This window comes from Phaeobacter sp. A36a-5a (assembly GCF_037911135.1).
GTDB classification, from domain to species: domain Bacteria; phylum Pseudomonadota; class Alphaproteobacteria; order Rhodobacterales; family Rhodobacteraceae; genus Phaeobacter; species Phaeobacter bryozoorum.
Window position 1 is genome coordinate 1,487,222 of the sequence record NZ_JBBLYU010000001.1, and the last position, 26,123, is coordinate 1,513,344.

Here is a 26,123-nt window from a genome sequence, read left to right on the forward strand (position 1 = left end):
GCTCACGCGGCCGTCTTCGTCTTGGTTTCGAGGAAAGTCTGCCAGCCATCCATAACCAGCGTGTCATCCAGCTCTGCATAGTACTCCACGGTCGTCTGCAGGCTCTTGTGACCAAGCAGCCGCTGAACGCGCGGCAGGTTATCCATGCTTTCTTTGAGCCAGATCCAGCCGACGAGGTGCCGGTAAAGGTGCGGATTGATCCGCACGCCGACCTCTTGATGGAGCAGCCGTACGACGCGTTTCAGAAGCCCACGATACGGAGAATTCAATGTGAACTGACGGCCTTTTTGACCTGGAAACAGGTACGGGTTGTCGTCGTCGCCTGGCTGCAGCAGTAGCGGACGGATCTTGTCGATATAGTTCCGCATCAACCGACTGGCGCGTTCGCCCAAACGAACGACGTAATCCGCATCGCCCTTTTTCCGCCCCTTCACTTTGGGCGCGGGTATCGAAATAACGGCTTTGCCATCTTGAAACGCTATCCAATCGAGCCGCGCTTCGATGACATTCGAGCTTCGCGGCGCCCGCGTGAGCAGGATGTCATGGGCCAGCACGGCAGCGATGTCGCGGGCCAATTCGAGGTTGATTGCGCCAACGCGATCCGGAAGTACACCGGTCTTCTTTCTTTCGGCTTTTCGCCGCCGATCGATCTCGGCGTTAATCCGTTTCATCACACTACCGGACAAGTCTATCGTCGACTGGATCCGTGACTCTGTAAATTTCCGCAGTTTCGCCTTGTTCTGTGGTGCAATACCTCGGCGCCCAGTTTCATAAAACCGGATCAAACTTTTGATGTCATCAACTTCCGGATCTGAAACGGCCGCGTAACCGATAGCGATCTTCTTCATCGTCTTGAGCACCGAGACGAGATAGCCAGTATCCTTTCGCCCGCCATTTGCTTCGGACAAAGCTTTGGCCGCCTCAGTCAGGTATTCATAGTCGACCAGCTCGCGTAGGCTGGTCACGATAATGTCGTGCGAGCCAGCCAGCGCCTTGGCCAATGAAATTACATAGCCGCGGCGGGTTTTTAAGGTCGTCGACGACCAGCGAGCATCCTCCGTCAGGAAGCCATACTCTCGCATCTTCGCCTCTCTGCGCTCGACCCGCTCTTCCTTGCCAGCTTTGGCACAATGCTTTGATTTTGACGCAACGCTCTTGCGCAAGCGGGCCTTTTTCTCGCAAACCGGCTTGGCTTCCTCCCGATCCAATTCAGCCAGGAAGGCCTCATAGGTCGAACCGTCACGCGATGCGTTCCCGGACGCCCATGGTGCGAGGCAGTTGTCGTACTCGTTTAAGAGATCCTTCAGTTCCCCTGTGGCCACGCCGAACTTGTCGCGGCGATCAGAAAAAGGCGACGCTGCGGCTACGAAACCGAAATGAGCCGTCGAGGGGGCAGTCTGCATATGACGCAGTAGCGTGACTACGTTCCCGACATGCTTCCGACACTTTGCCTCGGTTACGACCCCCATCTCGAGTCGGTAAGCGTAATAGCCTGCCAGTGTTTCACTGGTGATTTGGTCAGGCATGATGCCCTGATTAAACAAATAGACGAAAAATGGACCTGCTTTCAGCCTGCAGTCTGTCGGAATATCGGAGTCCTTCACGGCTGCGTAGGCATCAGCCCAGATGCCCCCAATATCTGCGACACCACGATGACGATCCCGTCGACCATGGCGATCGATAGCCGCAAGTATGTCGCACTTGTATGTCGAGCGGCTGTTCGGTGAGAGGCCGAGACTTGCTGCACTGTGCTGTTCAAAAAAGTCGATCACATCATGTCTGCAGACGCGCTTGTTTCCGTACCAATTTGCCTCCGCCATAATCCGGCGGACCCGGCTCGCCCGTGTCTTCTCTCCGCAGCTGTTTAGCTTCTCGGTCAGCTCCCCCCATGTCAGTTGCTTCGAGCCCGTCTCAGCAGTCAGCAGGTCACGACCGATTGCCGCTGAAAGTGCAGCCAGCGTACTGTGCCGCGGCTTGAGTCCCTCGATCGACAAGATATCTGTGATCGCCTTGGCATTGAGCCCGGCACGCAAGGACAGAGCACGCTTGGATTCACCAGTCTCAGCTAAATGCGCACGGATTTCATCTCGAAATGACATGGACTTTTACTCCTGCATAAAGTGGCCGTCATTCGTCATCGAGCTCGAGATCCGGCCTTCCGCCTCCCGAAGGCCGGGATCGATGCTCGAAGAGAAGGACATCTTCTTCGGTGGCGAACCAGCGACGTCCCAGCTTCCGGGCCGGCAGCTTCACCCGCCCCTTCTCCACTGGGCAACCTTTGCGGATCCAATCAGTGATGCAACGCGGCGTGCACCTGAATCTCACCGCAAGTTCTTCTGTCGTATATATTTTTCTTGTCATTTCCTGTTTCTCCTCTTCCGGCAAAAGCGGAAATAGGGAAACGGAAACGGATTCCCAAACGCCGGTTGGAGAATCTTCAGATCCTGTCGATAGTTGCGTCAGGCGGGGAAACCCCGCTGGAACCAAGCAACTCCAGCCTTTCAGAAAAGGCGCCCGACTTTTGTTCGATAGAGGAGCTCAAACTTGCTTTCATGAACCTTCCGCAGATTCACGCAATGCCTCTCCAAGGCTCCGTAGCATACTGAGCCTCTCATGCGCGGAGGACGGTCGTTGCGGCTTCACATCGTAGACATCTCGGCCTGGCTCCATCAGGACAGCGCAGCCAAGACGCTGTAGGAGCAGGGCCGCTTTGCCCGCAATGCTTTTCCGACGGTCTCGATCGTCGTTTGTTCCGGAAACGGAAATGAAAGCCAGTCGATCCGGCGGACCGTAGTGCGACTGCGCTGAGATGCGCAGATTTGGAAGGTCTGGATTTGCATCTCGGAGCGCAACCTCTGCCCATCCCAGGTATCTGCTTCGAATATCATTGGTCTGCATTGCGATCCTCTTTTCTCTGATAAACGTTAGATTGGCTCAATTGCGCAGAAACGAAGCAGAAACCCCGGCAAGGTCCCGTCGGGCCGTTGCGCCCTATGCCCCTCTCCAGCGCCCCAATCTTGTGCAACGCGAGCCTCGGAAAACAGCTGAGAGGATGCGTTGCGGAACGCCGGAAACGGCGCGGGGAAATTGCGTCAGGGTGCGGGGATTTTGCGTCAAAACGCGGGGAAACTGCGTCATGACACCGGCTTTTTGCGTCATAACGCCGGGAAATTGCGTCATAACACCCCGTAAGGTATTGTTCTAAAATGGGAATTCAGCCCCTGAATTAAGGAATTATAGAATCCCCTGAAAGAGCCGCTGCGCGGCAGTTTTTCATTTTTTTTTGGGGGGGCCTGACCTCGAGCGGTTCGAGACCAGCAGAATAATTTCATTTCGGCTGCCAGAATATTTTTTTTGTCGTCGCGTTAAGAACCATATGACTCATGTGTCAGGTGCACTTGCCGCTAAGCAAACGCCTGTCGGTGCAGTTTTCTGCGGCGCGCAGCGGGAGGTCTGTATCGACAGCGAGGGTTTAGTCGGCGACACGGGTCGAACACGTGCGACCCCCTGAAAACGCATTGCGCTGGGTTTCCCTGGCGCAGTGCAGCTGTCGGCACCCGGGTTCGACAGCAAGCCTCACGCCGTATTCGGAGGGCTGTGAAACGGGTTTCTTGCTACGGCGCGCAGTAGTGAGCGGTTCGAGACGCGGCCTTCTGAAGACGGTAAAGGTCAATCATTGTCATTTTTCGCAACCGACACAGCGATGTTCAACAAGGCAACACGCCTGTTGAGGCCAAGAGATTGGAAAGGAACACGTAGACCGATGTAGCCCCAGAATTTCACAGGCACTCTAACACACTGGCTTCAGCAAAGAAAATCGCTGTTCCTTCGCCATGAGAACATTCGGATGGCCCGTATATTATACCGCGCGAATCCGGTTCTCAGTCCGGGACGACGTCGCGTGAGGGGCAGAGAACGAACACCGTTCTGTACTCGCTCGGATTGGCGTAGCCTATGTCATGGCCTACGGGTTTGTTCCGTCGAAGCCCCTCATCTGGGCTTGAAGGCGCATGTTCGGATTAAGAATCCCCTGTACTCGCAACAGTTACAACGTCTTCTATGAGATGGTTCTTTTTTCTGGACCCTTCGTCGAATAGGCACTACCCATGGGTGCATGACAGGACGCGGCCCTCACCAACTGACCCAATGGCAACGCGACCGGCGAGCGTTCATCGAGCACCGGATATATTGGCACGGTTCTATCGGGCTGGCCGATCTGATGGATGTCATGGGGATCAGCCGAGCGCAGGCCTCTAAGGATCTGAACGAGTATATCGCGGATCATCCAGGGCACCTTTTCTATGACAAGAGCGCCCGGACATATGTGCTGGGAGACGACTTCGAAGCCCACTACCTGTCCATCGATCCGTCGGAGTACCTGGCTGACCTCGCCGCAATCGCGCGTGGTGCGGCCGTTCCCAATTCGGAGTGGGTCGTCGATCTTCCGGACATTCTGACCCCGTCAATCCCCTCGCGGGGTCTCCCCGCGAGGGCAGTGCGCAACGTTTTGATGGCATGTGCGCAGCGACGGATCCTGACGGTCGAATACCAATCCATGTCGTCCGCCCAGCCCATCACACGGGACATCGCTCCACATGGGATCGCTCATGAGGGCTTTCGTTGGCATACACGGGCCTACTGCTTCAAAGACCATGTCTTCAAGGACTTCGTTCTCAGCCGTATCTTGAACAGTGAGCTTGCCGGGACGGCTGAGATTGATCCCGATCTGGATACCGACTGGGTCGAGAAGATCACCCTACATATTGCGGCGCACCCTTCCCTCTCTGACAATCAGAGACGGATCGTCGAACTGGACTACGGGATGACAGATGGCACTGCGCAGGTTGTCGTGAGGAAGTGTCTCCTGTTCTATAACCTGAAAAGGCTTGGTCTCGACACCGACCCTGACACCCGCGACCCGCAAGATCAGCACATCGTTCTCGTCAATAGGTCAGAGGTGCAAACGGCACTTGGACGAAAATCAGCATGAGCAATCCGCAACAAAAAAAATACCAGATGTCGTTTGGTGTCGGAGGACTTCTTCTGAACGAAAGCGTGTCAGTCGCTCGGCTTCACAAAGAAGACGACGCCTGGGAGCAGACCATGCTACGCGCCCTGGAGCAAGGTGCGACGGCTCTTCCAAAAGCCGCGTCCAATCGACGTACGCTGCGCGAAATCATCAATCGGCTGCGAACTTTGTCTGTGCGGGAGCGCGAGTTTCTTCTGGATGAGGCCGATCGGAGCGATCAGCAGGCGTTGCTTTGGCTGGCTTCGTGCCGAGCCTATCGATTTGTCCATGAATTTGCGCTCGAGGTTATTCAAGAGCGATATCTATCCTATCAGATTGACTTGCCTTTGGAATCTTTTGATATTTTATTTGAGGCCAAGGCGGAATGGGATGACGATCTGGCTGGTCTCAGCTCTTCCACTCGCAAGAAGCTACGGCAAGTTCTATTCCGCATGCTGCGTGAAGCGGAGATCTTATCCGGCGAAAACCGCATACAAACCGCGATCCTGTCGCAGCGCTTGATAGCCATCATTGAAGATAAAAACCCGGCGGAGCTCGCTCTCTTTCCCGGAGTGAAATTTGACGGAGTGCAATTGTGAAGCCTGAATTGACCCGCAAAGAGCGCGCCGAACACCTTTATCGTGTGGTTACCAGTGAGCGCTTTCTGACCAAACAGGGGTTGGGCAACGAGGTGCCGTTCTTCATCTGCCCGTTTCCGGCGGCTGAAGGCCTCTCGATGGTTGACGATCGGCGGGACCTTGTTACCCGCATCGCCCATACTGGCACAAATGTCCTCGATCTCAACCTATATGATATTAGCCTGGATATTCTGAGGGAGCGTGACATCCTCGAGCAGGTTCTGGAGGCGGAACCCAACAGTGAGAAGGCTGAGATAAAAGAGCTTCTGCAGGGTGTTCTCGACCCGCAAGCTCACCTCATACCGAAGATCGCGCAGGCGATCGATGCGGCCCCCCACGATGTCATCTTCCTGTCGGGCGTCGGCGAGGTTTACCCCTACATCCGATCCCACAATGTGTTGAACAACCTGCAAAGTACCGCGAAAGAGGCACCCACAGTGCTGTTCTTTCCCGGAAGCTACACCCATGCTCTCGCCACCGGCGCTTCGCTGGATCTCTTTGGCCAGCTGCATGACGACAAGTACTACCGTGCCTTTAACATTTTGAACTACGAGGTCTGACCCAATGGCCCATTTGCTAAGAGATATTTTTGAAAAACCCGTAGACCGCGCTATTGACGGCGTCATCAAGGCCGATGACGAGGCCAGCCTTCGTATTGAGCTGGACGAATACGTCATTACCGGCGAAATCGGGCGCAAGCTCGAACATTTCCTGGAAGCGTATAACAATTACGACACATCGAATGGGGTCTGGATTTCCGGCTTTTTTGGCTCAGGTAAGTCCCACCTACTCAAAATGCTCGCTCTCCTACTCGAGAACCGGGAGGTCGATGGTTTTAGCGCTCATGATATTTTCGCCGAGAAGCTGAAAGGTGAGCCGATGTTGGCAGGCGCCTTGAACAAGGCTGTCTCAATCCCATCCAAGTCCATCCTGTTCAACATAGACCAAAAGGCCGACGTCATCTCCAAATCGGACGTCGATGCTCTTCTGGCTGTCTTTCAGAAGGTCTTTGATGAAACCTGTGGCTTCTATGGCAAGCAACCTCATATCGCTCAGTTCGAACGGGACCTGCACAGCCGCAGACAGTTTGAGGCGTTCAAAGCGGCCTTTCAGGAAGCATCGGGAAAGCCCTGGGAACGTGGGCGTGAGCAAGCCCTGCTGGAAGCGAAAAACGTTGCTACCGCCTTTGCGGCGGTGACTGGAGGGGATCCAGCCGATGCCAGGGACATCCTGAGTCAGTACCGCAAGGACACCCGCGTCTCGATCGAGGATTTTGCGGGGACCATCAAGGCTTGGATAGACGAACAGCCCAAGGGGTTCCGACTTAACTTCTTTGTCGATGAGGTCGGTCAGTATATCGCCGACAACGTCAAATTGATGACCAACCTTCAGACCATTGCGGAAAGCCTGAACACGAAGTGCAAGGGCCAAGCATGGATCATAGTCACCGCTCAACAGGACATGGCGTCGGTGATCGGCGACATGACACAGAAACAAGAGAATGACTTCTCAAAGATCCAGGCGCGTTTCGGCAACCGTGTGCCGTTGAACTCCGCCGATGTTGCCGAGGTCATCCAGCGCCGTCTGCTGTCGAAAACTCCAGAAGCCGCTGTGACCTTGGGCAACCTTCATGACCGCGAAGAGAACAACCTCAAGACCTTGTTCGACTTCGCGGATGGGTCGATCAAGCTCAAGAACTATCGGGACCGCGATCACTTCATCGCAAGCTACCCGTTTCCGCCTTATCAATACACGCTGTTCCAGATGGCGATCACCTCGCTGTCACAGCACAATGCCTTTGAGGGCAAGCACAGCTCCGTCGGCGAACGCTCCATGCTTGGCGTGTTTCAAGAGGTGTCCAAGAAGCTGAAAGACCAAGAGGTCGGCGGCCTGGCAACCTTCGATCTGATGTTTGAAGGGATCCGAACCGCGCTGAAATCCTCCGCCCAACAGAGCATCCAGATCGCGGAGAAAAACCTCGACGACCCTTTCGCAGTCCGGGTCCTTAAGGCGCTGTTCCTCGTCAAATACGTAAAGGAATTCAAACCTTCGGTCCGCAACATCTCGATCCTGTTGCTATCCGAATTCGACGCAGATCAATCGCAGCAGCGTCGCCGCATCGAAGAAGCCTTGTCGCTACTCGAGCGGAACACGCTGATTCAGCGTAATGGAGAAGTGTACGAGTTCCTGACCAATGAGGAGAAGGACGTCGAGGCGGAAATCAAATCCCTCGACATCGACCCATCCGAGCTTACCAAAGAGCTTGAGACGATCGCGTTCGATACCATTCTGCGCCATCGGAAAATTCGGCATCTGGCGACGAACAGTGAATACCCATTCACCCGTAAACTGGACGATCACGCGCTCGGTCGGGAGTATGAACTGGCCATCAACATTATCTCTCCCTTCGGCGAAGACGCCGGCAGCCCCGAAGCCGTGCGCATGAAAACCATGTCGCGCGAAGAGCTCGCTGCCGTAATGAAAGCCGATTCAAACTTTGTGAAGGATCTGATCCTTTTCAAACAGACAGACAAATTCATCCGCCAATCGCGGAGTGGCTCGCCTCAACCGGGCCGTGATCGCATCGTCTCTGAAAAAGGTGAGCAGAACAGTCGCCGTGCCAAAGATCTTGAAATGCGCCTGCGCAAGCTGATGGGAGAGGCACGCCTGTTTGTTCGGGGGGACGAACTCGACATCGGCGGAGAAGAACCACAGGACCGCGTCATCAAGGCGTTTCAATCGCTCGTTGATAAGGTCTACACGAACCTCCCGATGTTGCGTGGGGTCAGCTATTCCGAAGCAGATATCAATAAGGCCGTTCAGGCTGAAAGCAGCCTGTTTGGGTCCGAAGGCGCGGGTCTCGGGGAAGCGGAGCAGGATGTGCTAAGCTTCATCAACGCGCAAGCACGTAATGGCGTGAAGGTCTCCGTCAAATACCTCGCAGAGCGGTTCACGGCGAAACCCTATGGCTGGCCTGTCACTGCCGTTCTCTGCCTTGCAGGCAGCCTTGTGGCGAAGGGCAAGATTGAGGCGCGGGTGGATAGCACGGTCACCGAGGGGCTTGATCTGGCAAAGGCGCTCAACAACAGCCATGCATTGCCCAATATCCTGCTCACGCCCCAACAGGAGTTCTCTGCTGCCGAAATCCGCAAGGCGAAAGAGCTTTACCAAGAACTCTTCTCTAAACCGGCCGCGGGCAATGACGCGCGTAGCCTTGGGGCGGAATGGGCGGCAAGCGTGAAGGACCTTGAAGCTGAGGTGGACGGGCTGACCCGGCTTGCTTACGACTACCCATTTCTGGCCGCCCTTGAGCCGTTTCAGCTACAACTGCGCGGCATGATGGACAAGCCAGCGGCGTGGTTCATCACCGAGGCGCCGAAACGGGAAGACGATCTGCTGGATGCCAAAGAAGACCTGTTCGACAAGGTGAAGTCCTTCATGGGAGGCGCGCAGCGCGCCATCTATGATGATGCCCGTGAGGCGATTGCCAGCCAGTCGGCCAATATCGATCATGTCGACGCCGAGGCGAGTCAGACGCTGCGCGCAGCTCTGGCCGATCCCAATTGTTTCAAGGGCACGGCCATTCAGAACCTGAAAACCGACCTCTACGATCTGAAAACCAAGGTCGAACTGAAGGTTCTGGAGGAACGCAAAGCCGTTGCCGCGGCCGTGGACGAAGTTGCGGCGAAGGTCAGCAAAATGCCGGAGTTCCAGGCGCTGGAGAAAGACAAACAGGCACGCATCACCGCGCGGCTGGAAAGCCAGAAATCCGGCCTTGACAGCGTCAACCTGATCCCGCTGCTGCAGAACAAGGCGATACACGCGCGCTCAAATCTGATGGCCGAGGTCATCACCGAAGTTGACCGCCTCGCGCATCCGCCGCAGGCGACATTCACGCCCGCGCCCGGGGGGGCGGAACCCGCCGCCCCTGCCCCGCAGGCCCCCTCCTACGTGAACGCAACGCAGATCAAGGTGAGCTTTGCGAAACCCTACCTGTCTGATGACACGGACGTTGCCGACTACCTCGAAGAATTCAAGAAGACCCTGCTGGAGCAGATCCACGCGGGCAAGAAAGTGATTGTCTGACATGGATACCAACGCTCTGAAGAAGTTCGCGCAGGCGGCGCGCAATCTGCTGATTGATCAGGTCACGGCGAAACTCGACCTTGTCCTCGATGATGCGGCACCGGCGCGGCGCGAGCACCCCAAGGCGGTCAAAGAGCTGGAGAACGCCATCGCCAGCGACGGTAAGCAACAGGTCATCGAACAGGTTGCCTATATCTGGTTCAACCGCTTCACCGCCCTGCGCTTCATGGATGCGAACGGCTACACGCAGGTGCGCGTCGTCTCCCCCGCCGAAGGGGCCACACGGCCTGAGATCCTGTCAGAGGCGATGGCGGGCAACCGGCCGGATGACGCCCCCGCCACCATCCCTGCCCTCCTCGACGGGCGCACGCCGTCTCATGATCCGCAGGCCGAGGCATACCGCCTCCTGCTCGTCCACTCCTGCAATCAGTGGCACGGGCCCATGCCCTTCCTGTTCGAGGAGATCGACGACTACACCGAACTCCTGATGCCCGAGGACCTGCTGTCCCAGACCTCCATCCTCGCCGAACTGCGCAAGGTCATGACCGAAGACGCTTGTCAGGATGTCGAGATCATCGGCTGGCTCTATCAGTTCTACATCTCGGAGAAGAAGGATCAGGTCTTCGCGGGCCTCAAGAAGAACCAGAAGATCACGGCCGAGAACATCCCCGCCGCCACGCAGCTGTTCACCCCGCATTGGATCGTCCGCTATCTGGTGGAGAACTCGCTGGGGCGGCTCTGGCTGCTGAACAATCCGCGCAGCGGGCTGGCGGCCAAGATGGACTATTACATCGCCCCCGAAGAGCCCGAGACGGACTTCCTGAAGATCACCAAGCCCGAAGAGATCCGCATCTGCGATCCGGCGGCGGGCTCGGGGCACATGCTGACCTATGCCTTTGACCTGCTCTACGCCATCTACGAGGAAGAGGGTTATGATGCGACAGAGATCCCCGCGCTGATCCTGACGCACAACCTGACCGGGGTGGAGATCGACGACCGCGCGGGGGCGCTCGCGGCCTTTGCGCTGGCGATGAAGGCGGCGGCAAAGCTGGGGCGTCGGCGTTTTTTGCGGATGGAGGCAAAGCCCGACATCTGCGTGTTGCAGAACGTGAGCTTTACCCCTGCCGAGATGCAGGACGTCGCCGCTGTGGTGGGCAAGGATCTGTTCACCGGCGAGCTGCGCGAGACGTGTGCGCAGTTCGAGCAGGCAAAGAACTTCGGCTCGCTGATCGTGCCGAAACTGCGCGACCCGGCAGAGACCCTGAGGGTGGTCGAGGCGCGGGATTTTGGCGGCGACCTGCTGCTGAAGGAGGTGCAGGAGCGCGTTGTCGCCGTGCTGCGCATGGCCGAGGCGCTGTCGCCGAAGTATCACGTGGTGGTCGCCAACCCCCCCTATATGGGCGGAAAAGGGATGAATAGCCAGCTTCAGGACTTTCTTAAAGACAGGTTTTCCGATGTGAAATCAGATTTGTTTTCAGCGTTCATAGTAAGAAATACACAACTATCTCTCCCAAAAGGTCAGCTGGGCTTTATGACACCGTTCGTGTGGATGTTCATTTCCTCACATGAGAAGCTGCGTTTGTTCCTATTGGAAAACAGAACAATCACGAGTTTGGTTCAGCTTGAGTATTCTGGATTTGATGGAGCAACTGTCCCAGTCTGCACATTTACGCTTGAGAATTCCCACCGCCCAGATTTTAGCGGCGGGTACATACGCCTCGCCGAATTCCGTGGCGCATCAAACCAAGGCCCGAAGACGTTAGAAGCGATTAAGTCAAAAGACTGTGGGTGGTTTTATCGAGCCACGGCTAATGATTTCAGTAAGATCCCTGGGAACCCCATCGCTTACTGGGTGTCTGAAAAATTCCGAAACTCATTTTCAGAAAATCGGTTACTCGGTGATATTGGGCGAGCCCGTCTTGGTATGGCGACTGGAAACAATGATGTGTACTTGCGGACATGGCAGGAAGTTTCGCTTAATCGGTCTGGATATGGTTTTACGAACAGAGATAGCGCAAGGTCTTCAGGCAAAAAGTGGTTTCCTTACAATAAAGGTGGACCATTCCGCAGATGGTACGGAAACAACTTCTTTCTCGTAAACTGGGAAGATGACGGAAAAGCACTGCAAACCACGTTGCATCCTGATGGGAAAAGAATCTGGGCACACAATTTTAATCTCGACTACATTTTTAAGTCTTGTTTGACATTCACAGCAACGAGTTCATCGTTTTTTGGAGTTCGATATTCTCCGAACGGTTTCTTGTTCGACAACAAGGGATCCTCATATTTTTCGTCTGACAAAGAAACCATACCGATCCTTGGATTGCTCGCCTCCAAGCCAGCGACAAGTGTATTGCGAGCCATAAACCCTACGATAGAATTTCAGCCCAGTGACATCAGCAACATTCCCGCAGTCGCTGAAATTTACCGCGAGGAAGTCTCGATTGGCGTGCAAGGTCTTGTCGCCGTCTCACAAACCGACTGGGACGCCTACGAAACCTCCTGGGATTTCACCACGCTCCCGCTGCTCTTGCCCGATCATCGTGGCAAGACGCTGGAGGACAGCTACACTACCCTACGCGCCCATTGGCAGTCCATGACGGTCGAGATGCAGCGGCTGGAGGAAGAGAACAACCGCATCTTCATCGACGCCTATGGTCTGCAGGACGAACTGACCCCCGAGGTGCCGATCGAGGAGATCACCCTCACCTGCAACCCCGCCTATCGCTATGGCGTGAAGGGCTCCGAGGCCGACCGCGAAACCCGCCTGCGTGCCGACACCATGGCCGAGTTCCTCTCTTATGCCGTGGGCTGCATGTTCGGGCGCTACAGCCTCGACGCGCCGGGCCTGATCCTCGCCAATCAGGGCGAGCGGCTGGAGGATTACCTCGCCCGCATCCCCGAGCCGAGCTTCATGCCCGACGCCGACAACGTCATCCCCGTGCTCGACGGCGACTGGTTCCCCGACGACATCACCGAACGCTTCCGCCTGTTCCTGCGCGTGAGTTTCGGCGAGACGCATTTCCGCGAGAACCTGAGGTATATCGAGGACGCCCTCGGCAAGGACATCCGCAAGTATTTCACCAAGGATTTCTACGCCGACCACGTGAGGCGCTACAAGAAGCGCCCGATCTACTGGATGGTCTCCTCCCCCAAGGGGACGTTCAACGCGCTGATCTACATGCACCGCTATCGAGCCGACACAGTGTCCGTGCTGCTCAACGACTACCTGCGCGAATTCATCACCAAGCTGGAGGGAGAGCGCGCCCGGCTGGAGAAGCTGTCCGACGATGCGACCGCCACCCAAGGCCAACGCACCAAGGCGCTGAAGGAGGCCGGCGTCGTGGCGAAACAGATCGACGAGCTGAACGAGTGGGAGCGCGAGGTGATCTTCCCGCTGGCGCAGCAGAAGATCGAGATCGACCTGGATGACGGGGTGAAGGCCAACTATCCGAAATTCGGCACTGCCCTGAAGAAGATCGTGGGTCTCAGCTGATGTCAGATCGCATTCAAGCCGGGCTCGCGCGGCTGTTCGAGGAACACCGGATCGTCTTTTGGTACGACACCGCCCGCGACATGCGCGCGGCCTTTGAGGCGGCGGATCCGCCGGGGGTCGAGAAGGTCGAGATCGCCAACAACGAATTCGGCCTTAAGTACCGGATCCTGCGACAGGAGCCCAAGCAGAAGTTCCTGATCTATAAGGACGGCCCGGAGCCGGAGATGACCGACAACTGGCTGCTGGACGTGCAGCTTGCTACGGCGGTGTTCAAGGCCGATCAAGCGGCGATCTGGCTGGCCGAACTTGGCCTGCCCACGCAGTTCGAGGATGTGGTGCGCGACCATATGGAGTTCTATCGCTCCAAGGGGCGCATCGAGCATCTGAAGCGGCTGCTCACCCCGTCCGACACCAAGACCGACGTCCTGCGCCGGATGCTGACCGTCTGCGCCGGTGCGGAAGGCGCGCTCGACACGGTTATCGAGGCGCTGTTGGGGGAGTTGGCTTCAGGGCGGGACGACGCGCTGCGGCTCATGGACCGCGCCGGCCTGACAGCGTTCTTTTGGACGCAGGTCGAAAACGCTTACGGCTATGTATCCGACGAGCCCGATTTCGAGGATTTCGCCATCACCCTGTTCCAGTCCTGCTACTGCCGGGCGTTGGACGAGGACGGCAAGCTGAATGCCGAGGCGCTGCTGGTCTTCCGTCGCTGGAAGAACAATCGTCATGGCGCCGAGGCATTCGAGGCCCTGAGCCGCAAATACCAAGACATCCTGCAGATTCCCGAGGACTTGCAAGGCCGCGAGATCAAGCCTCTGCGCGCTATCGACCATTTTGAAGAGATTGATCGTCAGATCATCCGCAAGCTGGTTGCGGAGATGTCGAGCCAGACGGTGTCGTCCGCCGAAGTGCTGAAGACCGTCAGAGAACGCCGCCAAAGCCATTGGTATCCGATCTACCGCGATGTCTATGAGGCCATCGGATATGCCACGGAATTCCAGCAGGTCCTCGCCGAGGCAACGCTGTCCATGACCTCCCCTGCCGAGGGGGTGAAGCGGTACGTGTCGAGCTGGTTCAAGATCGACCAGCTCTATCGTAAGTTCATCTACCACATGCAGAAAAGCGGACAGGCGTCGCTGTTGGGATCGTTGTTCGAGAGCGTCGAGAACCGCTATACCACAAACTTTCTTTTGACGGTCAATGACGCTTGGCAGGATCAGGTCGCAAAGCTGTCCGACTGGGCGGTGCCCGGTTATCCGAAGCAAACGGATTTCTACCGCGATCAGGCCGCTGAGTACCGACGCCGGGACCAAAAGGTCGTTGTGATCATCTCGGATGCGCTGCGCTTTGAAGTGGCCGAAGAATGCCAGCGTGAGATCCGCAAGCTGCCCCGATATGATGCGGAACTGAAGCCGATGATCTCGACTCTACCCAGTTACACGCAGCTCGGCATGGCCGCACTGCTGCCGAACCAAGATTTGATCCTGTCGGGCGATAGCGCCGTGTCGTCCTTTGGCGAGCCCACGCAGGGCACCACGAACAGACAGAAGATCCTTGGGAAGGGGCGCGCTGGCGATAAAGCGAAGGCCATGAAGGCAGAAGACTTCATGAATATGAAGGCCGATGAGGGCAAGGCGCTCTTCCGTGACCATGATATCCTGTACCTCTATCATAACCGCATCGACATCATCGGCGACAAGCTGGCAACCGAGGACCGCGTGACCGAGGCCGCTGAAGATGCCATCGAGGACCTCACAAAGCTGGTCCGCAAGCTGACAACCGCAAATTTTTCGAACATCTTGATCACCGCGGATCATGGTTTTCTCTATCAGCACCGCCTGTTGGACGAGACCGACTTCTCTGTTGCCGACCCCACAGGTTCGGAGATCCTGTTCAAGAACCGACGCTTCGTCATTGGTAGCGGGTTGAATGAAACCGCTGGCATGAAGAAGTTCTCGTCAGCAGAGCTCGGTCTGTCTGGTGACCTCGACGTGCTGATCCCCAACTCCATCAACCGGATGCGGGCAAAAGGCGCTGGAAGCCGATTTGTCCATGGCGGCGCATCGCTGCAGGAGGTTGTCGTCCCTGTTCTGAAGGTTGGTAAACGGCGCGAAGCGGATGTGGGCAAGGTTGATGTCCAGATCATCGTCCCCGGTCGCAGCCTGATCTCATCTGGCCAGACGGCAGTGACTCTCTATCAGGCACAGGCCGTTTCGGAAAAACAGCAGCAGCGCGATCTTTTGACTGGCATTTATGCCAGCGATGGCACTCTGATCTCGGATGAGCACCAGTTGACCTTCGATTTCACCTCGGAGAATGCCCGAGAGCGAGAGCTGCCGATTAAGTTCCTGCTGTCGCGCGAAGCGGACCAGTTCAATGACCAGGATGTCTTCCTGAAATTGCGACAACGTATCGGCAAGACCAGCCATTACGAAGACTATGCCAACCATCGCTTTCAGTTGCGCCGTGGCATCACCACAGATTTCGATTTTTAAGGAGCGGGCATGGGGTCTCTCGACGACAAGATCAACGAACATTTCGCAGGTTATGTGGTCCGCAAGGATCTGGTGAAAGCTGTCAAAGGCAATGCGATCGTCCCAACCTATGTGCTGGAATACCTGCTTGGCCAATACTGCGCGACCGATGACGAGGCTTCTATCCAAAGCGGCATCGAGACGGTCAAGGACATCTTGCGCAAGCACTATGTGCATCGCAACGAAGCCGGCTTGATCCAGTCCACGATCAAGGAAAAAGGCCGCTACAAAGTCATCGATCAGATCAGTGTCGCGCTGAATGAAAAGACAGACAGCTACGAGGCGGTATTTGACAACCTTGGCATCAAGAAGGTCGCCGTGGACAGCGGCACGGTAAAGGCCCACCCGAAGCTCTTGGTGACCAGTGTCTGGTGCATCGCCGATGTGCAGTATGAATTCTCTGAAGATGCCCGGACCTCCCCGTGGGTGTTGGAATCCATCAAGCCGATCCAAATCGCCCGCGTTGATTATGACGGCTACAAAGAGGCCCGCGGCCAGTTCAGCAAGGATGAGTGGATCGACCTGCTCATGCAATCCATCGGCTTCAACCCTGAAGCTTTCGGACGCCGCAGCAAGCTTTTGCAACTGATGCGTCTGATCCCGTTTGTCGAACGGAATTACAACATCATCGAGCTCGGGCCAAAGGGAACCGGCAAGTCGCATATCTATTCTGAATTCTCGCCGCATGGACAGTTGATATCCGGGGGCGAAGTGACAATCCCGAAGCTGTTTGTGAACAACTCCAACGGGCGGATCGGGCTTGTCGGCTATTGGGATGTGGTGGCTTTCGATGAATTTGCCGGGCGCGAGAAAACCGCAAACAAAGCGCTTGTCGACATCATGAAGAACTACATGGCCAATAAGACCTTCTCCAGGGGGGTGAACCCCATGGGGGCGGAAGCCAGCTTTGCCTTTGTCGGCAACACCGATCACAACGTGCCCTACATGCTGAAAAACAGCGACCTGTTTGAAGCCCTGCCTCCGCAGTTCCACGATAGCGCCTTCATCGACCGCCTACATGCCTATCTGCCGGGTTGGGAGATCGATGTGATCCGCGGCGAGATGTTCACAAACGGCTACGGGTTCATCGTCGACTACCTGGCCGAGATCCTGCGCCATCTGCGCCAGGAAGACTTCTCAAATCGCCCCGACCAGCACTTCAGCGTGAGTGAAAAGATATCTACCCGAGATCGGGATGCCATCTACAAAACCATGTCGGGCATGCTGAAGGTCATCTTCCCGGCCGGCGGCGAAAGAGCCGAAGACGTCGAGGAGCTGCTCAAGCTGGCCATGGAAAGCCGAAAAAGGGTCAAGGATCAACTTCTCAGGATTGATACCACCTATCCAGACGTGGACTTCTTCTATTCTGGCAGAGACGGCAAGAAGCAACATATTCAGACTGTTGAAGAGCAGGAGTTCCCGCAGTTCTATCACCGCAAACCGGCACCCGACCTGGGAGAATTGGAAGGCTCTGAGACAGACGAGGAGGTTGTCGAGACTGCCGATACGTCGTCAGAGCCGACGAGCGCCCCAGAGAAACCGCTGCCAGAAGAAGGACATCACGTTTTCGCCGAAAACCGTAAAGGTGTCAGCTACGACAAGCTTTTCGGCCACTACACCGACGGTGCCACGCGGATCATCGTGACAGACCCATATATTCGCTACTTCTATCAAATCCGGAACATGATGGAGTTGGTCGAAATGGTCATTCGACGGAAAGCCCCGGAGGATCAAGTCTCCATTCACCTCGTGACGGGACCACATGACGGTGACATTCAGAGACAGCGTGACCTATTGGAAAGCATCACCGAAGCCTGTATAGGCTCCGGTGTGGAATTCACCTGGGCATTCGATACCTCTGGCACCGCTCATGCCCGCGACATTGTGACAGACACCGGCTGGAAAATCGTTCTCGATCGCGGACTGGACATCTTCCAGGCACCGCTGCGTCGGGAAGGTTTCAATCTTGGTGATCGCCTTCAGGAGCATCGCATGTTGAAAGGGTTTTATGTAACGTATGTGAGGCAGTGAACGGCCCATTGCGGCCACTCGTCAGCTACTTCGGTTGCTGCGGCGCAGCCTGCGAGAACAGCCATTCGCTGCAAGTGCGAAGTCGAACCGACTGCGAACTGGTTGTTGGTGGCATCGACCTCCGCCGCCGTTACTACATTGCCCGTCGCTTAATCAGCCCACATCTGTCCTCATGCGGTGCGTTGGGTTTTGGATGGCGGATCATCACATAGCTGTGTATTGGTACCACAAGTGAAGGTTGGAGAAGCATTTTTGTCTTTTGTAGAAAACCAACGCGCGGCTCAGCAGCAATTTTCGATGCTCCATCAGAAGAAAGATCAGGTGATCCTGATTCATTACTCTTGCGAGAGCTTCTATGATTCTGAAGACAGGCGCACACCCAGAATAACATCGATTGCATGCCGCAATTTTGGGAATGGGCAGACACGTTCTTTCTCAATCCACCAAATTTCGGAACTGCCAAAGTTTGCAGGTAAGGATGCATGGGATATCTATGACGATATAGAGAAAGAGCTCTTGGATCAGTTCTTCGATTATGTTCGAGCACACGTTGCCCATGCGCTTTGGGTCCACTGGAATATGCGGGACATAAACTATGGCTTCCAGGCGATTGAACACCGCTACGAAGTCTTGGGAGGTGCGCCGGTAGAGGTTCCCGATGAGAAGAAATTCGATCTCGCGCGCATGTTTGTTGCGAGATACGGCAAGCGCTACGCTGGGCACCCTCGCCTCGAAAGTATTATGAAGATCAACAAGATAACCGATAAAGACTTTTTGTCAGGCAAAGACGAGGCTTACGCCTTCAAGGATCGAAAGTTTCTTGCGCTGCATCAAAGCACACTAAGGAAAGCCGACGTAATTTCGAGTCTGCTTGAAGCAGAAATCGCCGGAAATCTAAAAACGAAAGCGAAATGGTGGGATGTTCACGGCGGGTCCGTACGATTCTTATGGGAGAAGTATATTTGGACTCCCGCCGGGCAAGTCGTTTCCGCGCTGGTAATCGTCCTCGCGCTAACCGAGTGGTTTTATCCAGATGCTAAGCACGACTTCGCGGCATGGGTAAAAGGCTTCGAAAAGACGACCGATTGACCTGTGCACTACCGCCATTCTTGCCAAGTGCCGCCAACTCGCACTCTCCGCCCTGACTGCTGGACGGGTAGCGACCGGCCCAGATCAGACTTTCAGCTGCCATCTCGGCAGCACCTGAAAGCAGCCGTTCGTGCAGTTCGCAGCAATACCAGTTGGTGATGTATGTTCCCACTCAACAATAGGTAAAAGGTCAAAAGCACACTATAGATTTCACCCGGAAGGCGTGTATTCTTTAGGGGTAACTGGGTAGGGAAGCGAGTATCGGTTTAGATGGTTTCTTGGAATTCAAACGGCGATCGTTCGGATTATGCGGTCACTCACGACGATATTTCTGAGGAAATGGGTTTCTGGGTCGATGAGCTGGACAGCCTAATTGGATGCCTGACAGGCACTAAACAAGGTGGGCGCCCAATTAGGCGAGGATCACTCCATGCTGTCTGACGCGATGGTCCTGCATGTCCAAGTCGGCAAGCAGAAGGTCTTGGGAATTGCTTAACAGCTTGGCACGCCTTGCCCTGACTGCCACCGCTATCGCGCCGGTTGGGTACACATATGCGTTCGTGGCTGCCTTCAACGATGCGTGGTCAACTATGTTGTGGCTGTTGCTCGGCTCAACGACATTGGTCGTGGTGTGCCTATGGGTTCTCAAGACGACACGCTCCACCCGCGCCCCTGCTGCTGAGCGACACCGTATCACCACGGTGGAGCCTGCCGACCGAGAGAACATGGCGATTATGCTCTTGTATCTTTTGCCGTTGTTTACGGCTGATTTCGGCAAGTTGAACTGGATCATGTGGATACCCACGATTGCGATCTTCGCCTTTATCGCGGTGACCAGCCACAGCTACTTTTTCAACCCCCTTCTTGGTGCGTTCGGCTGGCACTTCTACCGTGTCGGCACACCACAGAATGTCACCAACATCCTGATCACCAAGCGGACGATCCGTAAAGGCGACCAAACGATCAATGGGATCGAACTGGGGGACTATGTGATTTTGGAAACGGAGTAACCAATGCCGAGAACGCTTTTTGCATTTTGTAAACAGGACGGGCAGAATATCGTGCGGCGGGTGCCCTTGGAGGCAGGCGTGCAGGGCGAAATTGAAGCGATCTTCGATGAACAGGAACGGTCCTTCTTTGACGGCAAGGATCAACCCATCGAGTTTAATGGCGACTGGAAGCCCGACGGCAACGAGTTGCTTTGTATCACGGACGCCGATCTTCTTGCGCAGCTGAATGAGACGTTGGTCAACGGAGCGGGGGCCTACGACCATTTGGATATCACCAACTATGATGAGGCTGGGGTCAAAGCTCTTTTCATGCACTCCGAGCAAATCGATGGACATATTCTTATTCAGAAGTTTCGGTCGTCCCAGTATTTGCAGCGCAAGGGTCTGACGCTGACGTTTAACGACAATCAGTTTGGCAAACTGTCAGAGAAAGGGTTTTCGCTGGACGAACGGTTGGGCGCTGTTGTTCAAAGCGACACTGTCATGTTCGTCAGCTTCCATGTGCTTCGATCGATCCTGACAGTTCAAGAGCATTTTGCCGAAGCAACCGCTCAGGAAGTTGACGACTTTGCACGGCATTCATCTTTTCATATCGAGAACCGAGCCGTCTTCGACAGCCAAATGGATGAACGCTGCCGAAAATTGATACGGGGAATCCATAAATCGGAAATCTTGGTCAAACACTCTGCCCCAGAGATCATAGCCCGGGCAAATGCCGTAGGGCTTACGCTGGACGAAGACGGTGGTCGCATTGTTCTACCATCCGTCAAGCGCGACCTCAAAACGGTCCTCAGCTTCTTGGAGGAAAGCGTCTATAAGGGGGTCTTCTCTGAAGAAACCTACTTGACGAACTCCAAGCGCCCAGTGGCCTGAAGCGTTCGCGGTGGGCACGCGACGCCGTCTTGCGGCACTGCGGACTACTATCTGAGTTTCAAGTTTCCGAATGTCGGCTTTCTGGCGCGGGCATTGTTTGGTACGCATTCGCAGCGAAGGTCCGGAATCCGCCGCCTGTGTCGGTCGCGCAGCATCGAGGGGCGCGCTCTTGGCTGGATGTCCGCTTCCCTCCCGGACGGGTCGACGAACCGATCGATGGCGCGAAGCAGATGGTTCTGCGGGACATAATCCTCAAGTGAGAACTCATAGAACAACTCCGGCTGCGTCTCCTGCCGCAGTCCAACCATCACCGATCCTCCCATCCCATGCAGGAATTGAATCTGCCGAACACCCTCCGATAAAGCACGAGTTTTTCAAAGAATACGCCCATTCCGTAGAACAACACCCGTTCGCGGACGCAGAATTCCGTCGCTTGAGTTGGGCGTGAGCGCCTTTGACGTGCCCTCGGAAAAATCCCTCACCATGAGGTAGATTCTGCCCAACCTGTGTAGGAGCAGGCGAATGCGAAATAGCCGTTGCACCAAGGAGCAAATCATCGGACTGACCAAAGAGCAGGAAGTCCGGATGCCGACGGCGGACGTGTGCCGTCAGCATGGGCTGAGCCCGGCGTCCCTTTTTCAAGCCGAAGTCCAAGTATGGCGGCATGGAGGTATGGGAGGCGGCGCGCCTGAAGGCGCTGGAAGATGAGAAGCCAACCGCTTGCCGACAAGGTGAGGGGCACGCGGAGCCTCTGTATCCGTCGCCTCTTTGCAAACGCCGACACCGATTTTCGCAAACTATTTTCTTCGCCTGAGAACAAGTTGGCCAATCCTTACTCTTGAGACGCAGTGAGCAGACGCTCCAAGAGCGGCCCTGAGGAGAAACAGCCATGAACCAATCGATAAGTATCGCATCCAGACCATTGAATTTTTTATAGATTTACCAATTACTTAGGAATGAGATGAACGCCTTTCGTTATGTTTCCCGAGGTGCTTCAGCCTCAGAACGTTTCCGTCAAAAAATTTATGAACCGATGTCCTGAACTCCTACCACCGGAGCTTACGGATGCCTCTTCGCGCCCAACCCATTGCCGTAAAAGAGAACACCGCCGCCGCCATGCTTGACATGTCGCCGGCCGAATTTCGCCAGCTTGTAGGCTGCGGGGCGCTCCCTCCACCTCTCCATATCGGAAAAGCAACCCGCTGGCGGGTATCCGATCTCGAAGCAATCCTAAATGGTACAAGTAGAAAGCCGGAAGATGACGAAGATTTCGAATAAGAAAAGAACCAAAAAACCGAAGCTCGAGCGCGAGCGGTTGAAGTGGGTTTGGCCGCGTAATGGTACGAGTTGGGTCCCCTATCACCGTGTCACATGGACCGATAGTTCGGGGAAAAGGAAAGAACGTAACATTAAGCTTAATTGGGATGGTGACCTCCAAAAGCTTGACGAGGAATACTGGGCTGCAGAAGCGGGAAGGCACCAGAAGCAAACGAAGCCTACCAAGCACACCTGGGCTGAATGTATCCGCGAGTGGCGTAACGATGCGCCTATCCAGAAGAAGCTCTCTGCTGGGACGAAAAAGTCGTACAACAGGGAGTTTGAAAAGATACTCGAAAAAAACGCTGACAAACCAATGTCTTCGACCACCAAGTCAGCCATCCGTAAGAAACACAATTCCATGTCCGCAAAGCCAAGAGCTGCCGATTGGATGCTGCAAGCCGTATCCATCCTCTGGAACTACGCAAAAAATAAGCTCGACTGGCCGCTCGGAGACAACCCCGTCCAGGGGGTAGACAAATATGGCGCTCAGCGCTCATTCTTGGCGTGGCCCGACTGGCTTCTCGATGCACTTTCTAATGCCCCCGACGACGTACGGATTGGAGGAGAACTGATCCTTGGCACCGGTCAAAGGCCTGCTGCAGCGATCAAGATGCTCAGGAGCTCTTTCAACGGGGAGTGGGTCACCGTCGTGGATGAAAAGGGTAATGAGACATTCGATATCTATTGCCCTGTACGTCTCCGAATGGTGGTTGAAAGCCTCGACGAAGGCCCAAGGCATGTGCTTTCCAAAACAGATGTAGCCCCGCGCTCCTATGACGAAATCGAGAAGTCGTTTCGCTCGTGGCGCTCCACGCTCACAGAGCTCGCCGCAACACACGACGATGACGCGAAGCGTTATAGCCTTCATGGGCTTCGAAAGCGCGCGTGCGTTGAACTTGCGGAAGCTGGTTGCTCGGATGCAGAGATCCAAGCTGTGACCGGCCAGAGCCTCGAAACAGTCGCAAAGTACCGCAAAGAAGCGAACCAGAAAGCGATGTCTCGTACAGCTCAACTGCGACGATTCCAAGAGTGAAGTGGGAGTCAGCCGTGGGAGTCACGTAAGAAATGAAAAAACCGCCGGTCTGACAACCGGCGGTTTTTTCTTGCAATTGCAATGCTTTGCGATTGGTACCCAAGGCCGGACTCGAACCGGCACGCTGTCACCAGCGGGGGATTTTGAATCCCCTGCGTCTACCATTCCGCCACTTGGGCCTCTGTCCCGTTCCTACCCAAGCCAAAGGCCGAGGTCCATAGGCAAATCGCGCGGCTGGCGGCAAAAAAACATCTGCCTGCCGACGGCTGTGTAGCGGGCAACCATCGTGGTTGACCTGCTCATCCCGACGTGGCACCGCTCAGGGCGGATTGCCAGGGAGAGCTTCACAGGATGCTGCGTGCGCTATATCATCGAACGATGGCCTTGGCCGACCACCCAAAGGCGCTGTGGTGGCTGGCCGGCGTTGCCTTCATCGAAAGCTCGGTCTTTCCCATCCCGCCGGATGTTCTGATGATCCCGATGATCCTCGCGCGCCCATCACGTGCCTGGCTGGTTGCGCTGGTGGCTCTGGTTGCCTCCGTGGCTGGCGGATTGCTCGGCTACGCCATTGGCGCATTTTTCTACGACAGCATCGGCCAGCCGGTGCTTGCCGCGATGGGCAAGGCAGATGCCATGGTCGAATTCAACAGCCGCTTCAATGATTTTGGGTTCTGGGCGGTGCTGATCGCCGGGATCACGCCTTTTCCGTATAAGGTCATCACAATCATGTCAGGCTGGACAGGGATGCCAATCGCAACCTTCGTTGTGACCTCCATTCTGGCCCGTGCGCTGCGGTTTTTTGTGGTTGCGGGCTTGCTGTGGCAGTTTGGCGCGCCGATCCGCGATTTCATCGAACGTCGGCTGGGGCTTGTCTTTACGGTCTTTGTGGTGTTGTTGTTCGGCGGGTTTCTTGCAGTGAAGGTATTGTAAACATGAGCCGAATTCTCATCCTGATTGCCAGCGCCGGATCTGCTGCACTGCTGCTTGGTGCCTTTGGATTTCAATACATCGGCGAGATGGCCCCCTGCAAACTGTGCATCTGGCAGCGCTATCCGCATGGCGCAGCTGTCGTCATCGGTGCTCTGGCGCTGGCGGCACCGCTGCTGATCCTGCCCTACCTTGGCGCGCTGGCCGCGCTGGCGACTGCCGCCATCGGTGCCTATCATACCGGGGTTGAGCGTGGCTGGTGGGAAGGTCCGAACTCCTGCACCTCCGGCCCGATCGGCAATCTGAGCTCCGAAGATCTGATGCAGAAGATCATGTCGGCACCGCTCGTGCGCTGCGACGAGGTCCCGTGGGAGCTGTTCAGCCTGTCGATGGCCAGCTGGAATGCGATTGCCTCGCTGCTGCTGGCGGTGATCTGGATTGCCGCAGCCAACCACATGCGCAAAAACCGGATCTGATCCCGGTGCAGCCAGTCACCGGGAGCCGACGCACAGGGCCCCGGCCGCAGCTCTCCACGCGGCGATCTATCCTTTTTAGCTGTCTTTCTTTGTGGCAAGCAGAAGATTGGTCTCGCTGCTGACCACACCTTCAAAGGTGCGGATCTTTGCCAGCGCGGCATCCAGCGTTTCCAGCGTTTCGGTGCCCAGCTCGACGATCAGGTCCCAGCGTCCGTTGGTGGTATGGATCGCCCGCACCTCGGGCAGCCCCTGAAGCTGGCGGGTGATGCGGCTGGTGCCGCGCCCCTCGATACCGATCATCATCAGACCGCGAACCGGGTCGCGCAGCACATCCTCTTTCAGCACTACGGAAAAGCCAAGGATATCGCCCTTGGTCTGCAGCCGCTCGATCCGTGCCCGGACGGTGGTCCGCGACAGGTTCAGCTGCAAGGCAAGATCGGAGAGTGAGGCGCGTGCGTTATGGCGCAGGGCGGCAATCAGCCGTTCATCCGTTTTGTCCAATCTGATCTCCATCTTGACGATTTGCCCTACTATATGAGCGAAATGACTGCTGGATTCCACCTCAAATCGGAGCTTTCTAAGAGTATTCACTTTTCGCAGAGGAGATATGCGCGTGACATCCAAGACCTGTATTCTGATCGGCGCTCCCGTAGACAGTGGCAAGCGGCGTGCAGGGTGCCTGATGGGGCCGGATGCCTATCGCACCGCCGGTCTGGGACGTGCCATCGAAAGCCTGGGTCACAAGGTGATTGATCAGGGCAACCTGCGTCCGGCCAGCCATGAGGCCGACCACAATGACGGTCTTGTCTTTGCCCGCAATGAAACCATTGGCTGGACCAACCGCCTGATCCGCGCTGCGGAAGAAGCGATGAAGGACGGCCTGCCGATTTTCCTGGGCGGAGACCATTCCCTGTCGCTCGGATCCGTTGTCGGTGTTGCCAACCACGCCGCCAAGGAAGGCCGTCCGCAATTCGTGCTGTGGCTCGACGCCCATACAGATTTCCACACGCCGGCCACCTCCGACAGTGGCAACCTGCATGGCACGCCGGTGGGGTATTTCACCGGCCGCCCGGATTTTGCGGGCTTTCCGAAGGTGCAGAACCCGGTGCCGCAGGAAAACGTCTGTATGATCGGTCTACGGTCGGTCGACACCCCGGAGCGGCTGGCGCTGGAGGCGAGCAACATTCATCGTCACGACATGCGCGAGATTGACGAGAACGGCATTGCAGGTCCGCTTTCGGCCTTTCTCAACCGCGTGGCCGAGGCCAACGGCATGTTGCACGTCTCGCTGGATGTCGATTTCCTCGACCCCTCCGTGGCGCCGGCTGTCGGCACCACCGTCCCCGGCGGCGCAACTGTCCGTGAGGGGCATCTGGTCTGCGAGATGCTGCATGATTCCGGGTTGATGACCTCGCTCGATCTGGTCGAGCTGAACCCGTTTCTGGACGAACGCGGGCGCACGGCCCATCTGATGGTCGATCTCTGTGCCTCAGCCCTGGGTCGGCGCGTGTTTGATCGTCCGACGCGAAGCTATCAATGAGCCAGCATCAGGCTGCGCCCGCCGAGTACGGCACGCCCCTGCGGCGCGCCATTCTAACAACT

Annotated in this window: 16 protein-coding genes, 1 tRNA gene and 1 pseudogene; 15 read left to right on the plus strand and 3 right to left on the minus strand. The window is 56.1% G+C overall.

Translation table 11 applies throughout. The features are described 5' to 3' along the window. Nucleotides 1–2: 2 nt before the first annotated feature. The gene (locus tag WLQ66_RS07005; RefSeq protein WP_340545629.1) at nucleotides 3–2,099 is read right to left on the minus strand and encodes a tyrosine-type recombinase/integrase; all 2,097 of its coding nucleotides are present in this window, start codon (nucleotides 2,097–2,099) and stop codon (nucleotides 3–5) included. A gap of 2,015 nt (nucleotides 2,100–4,114) precedes the next feature. On the opposite strand from WLQ66_RS07005, the gene WLQ66_RS07010 reads away from it, so the two are divergent. From WLQ66_RS07010 to WLQ66_RS07065, 12 genes and pseudogenes are all read left to right on the plus strand, one after another. Then, the gene (locus WLQ66_RS07010; RefSeq protein ID WP_340545630.1) at nucleotides 4,115–4,990 is read left to right on the plus strand and encodes a BrxR family transcriptional regulator; all 876 of its coding nucleotides are present in this window, start codon (nucleotides 4,115–4,117) and stop codon (nucleotides 4,988–4,990) included. Continuing rightward, on the plus strand, nucleotides 4,987–5,607 hold the full coding sequence (locus tag WLQ66_RS07015; RefSeq protein WP_340545631.1) for a DUF1819 family protein: 621 nt from the start codon (nucleotides 4,987–4,989) through the stop codon (nucleotides 5,605–5,607). Before WLQ66_RS07010 ends, WLQ66_RS07015 begins: the two co-directional genes overlap by 4 nt. Then, a complete protein-coding gene (locus WLQ66_RS07020; RefSeq protein WP_340545632.1) occupies nucleotides 5,604–6,206 on the plus strand; it encodes a DUF1788 domain-containing protein in 603 nt (200 codons plus the stop codon). Before WLQ66_RS07015 ends, WLQ66_RS07020 begins: the two co-directional genes overlap by 4 nt. A gap of 4 nt (nucleotides 6,207–6,210) precedes the next feature. Further along, the gene (gene brxC / locus WLQ66_RS07025; protein WP_340545633.1) at nucleotides 6,211–9,732 is read left to right on the plus strand and encodes a BREX system P-loop protein BrxC; all 3,522 of its coding nucleotides are present in this window, start codon (nucleotides 6,211–6,213) and stop codon (nucleotides 9,730–9,732) included. Between the two features lies 1 nt (nucleotide 9,733). Beyond that, a complete protein-coding gene (pglX, locus tag WLQ66_RS07030) occupies nucleotides 9,734–13,228 on the plus strand; it encodes a BREX-1 system adenine-specific DNA-methyltransferase PglX (protein WP_340545634.1) in 3,495 nt (1,164 codons plus the stop codon). Then, nucleotides 13,228–15,723, plus strand: coding sequence for a BREX-1 system phosphatase PglZ type A (gene pglZ, locus WLQ66_RS07035; protein ID WP_340545635.1), 2,496 nt, complete (start codon nucleotides 13,228–13,230; stop codon nucleotides 15,721–15,723). Before pglX ends, pglZ begins: the two co-directional genes overlap by 1 nt. Before the next feature lie 9 nt (nucleotides 15,724–15,732). Continuing rightward, the gene (gene brxL, locus WLQ66_RS07040) at nucleotides 15,733–17,793 is read left to right on the plus strand and encodes a BREX system Lon protease-like protein BrxL (protein WP_340545636.1); all 2,061 of its coding nucleotides are present in this window, start codon (nucleotides 15,733–15,735) and stop codon (nucleotides 17,791–17,793) included. A gap of 231 nt (nucleotides 17,794–18,024) precedes the next feature. After that, on the plus strand, nucleotides 18,025–18,882 hold the full coding sequence (locus WLQ66_RS07045) for a hypothetical protein (protein WP_333848112.1): 858 nt from the start codon (nucleotides 18,025–18,027) through the stop codon (nucleotides 18,880–18,882). A gap of 455 nt (nucleotides 18,883–19,337) precedes the next feature. Continuing rightward, nucleotides 19,338–19,892 (plus strand): KwaA family protein, encoded by a 555-nt coding sequence (locus WLQ66_RS07050; RefSeq protein WP_340545637.1) that lies wholly within the window; start codon nucleotides 19,338–19,340, stop codon nucleotides 19,890–19,892. Between the two features lie 3 nt (nucleotides 19,893–19,895). Beyond that, a complete protein-coding gene (locus WLQ66_RS07055) occupies nucleotides 19,896–20,765 on the plus strand; it encodes a hypothetical protein (RefSeq protein WP_340545638.1) in 870 nt (289 codons plus the stop codon). Nucleotides 20,766–21,287: 522 nt separating this feature from the next. Next, nucleotides 21,288–21,474 (plus strand): annotated as a pseudogene (locus WLQ66_RS07060) (transposase); the annotation flags it as partial. Between the two features lie 549 nt (nucleotides 21,475–22,023). Continuing rightward, on the plus strand, nucleotides 22,024–23,118 hold the full coding sequence (locus WLQ66_RS07065; protein ID WP_340545639.1) for a site-specific integrase: 1,095 nt from the start codon (nucleotides 22,024–22,026) through the stop codon (nucleotides 23,116–23,118). Between the two features lie 93 nt (nucleotides 23,119–23,211). On the opposite strand, the gene WLQ66_RS07070 is transcribed toward WLQ66_RS07065, so the two are convergent. Beyond that, a tRNA-Leu gene (locus WLQ66_RS07070) sits at nucleotides 23,212–23,297 on the minus strand. Between the two features lie 172 nt (nucleotides 23,298–23,469). Between WLQ66_RS07070 and WLQ66_RS07075 the strand changes: the two genes are divergently transcribed. After that, nucleotides 23,470–24,048 carry a YqaA family protein gene (locus WLQ66_RS07075; RefSeq protein WP_340545640.1) on the plus strand — a complete coding sequence of 193 codons (579 nt, stop codon included), beginning with the start codon at nucleotides 23,470–23,472 and terminating at the stop codon, nucleotides 24,046–24,048. 2 nt (nucleotides 24,049–24,050) lie between these two features. Next, a complete protein-coding gene (locus tag WLQ66_RS07080; protein ID WP_340545641.1) occupies nucleotides 24,051–24,521 on the plus strand; it encodes a disulfide bond formation protein B in 471 nt (156 codons plus the stop codon). 75 nt (nucleotides 24,522–24,596) lie between these two features. Here the strand turns inward: WLQ66_RS07080 and WLQ66_RS07085 are convergent, their stop codons facing one another. Then, nucleotides 24,597–25,022, minus strand: coding sequence for an Lrp/AsnC family transcriptional regulator (locus tag WLQ66_RS07085; protein ID WP_340545642.1), 426 nt, complete (start codon nucleotides 25,020–25,022; stop codon nucleotides 24,597–24,599). Between the two features lie 112 nt (nucleotides 25,023–25,134). Between WLQ66_RS07085 and rocF the strand changes: the two genes are divergently transcribed. Then, nucleotides 25,135–26,061, plus strand: a complete 927-nt coding sequence (gene rocF, locus WLQ66_RS07090; RefSeq protein ID WP_340545643.1) for an arginase — start codon at nucleotides 25,135–25,137, stop codon at nucleotides 26,059–26,061. Nucleotides 26,062–26,123: the final 62 nt, after the last annotated feature.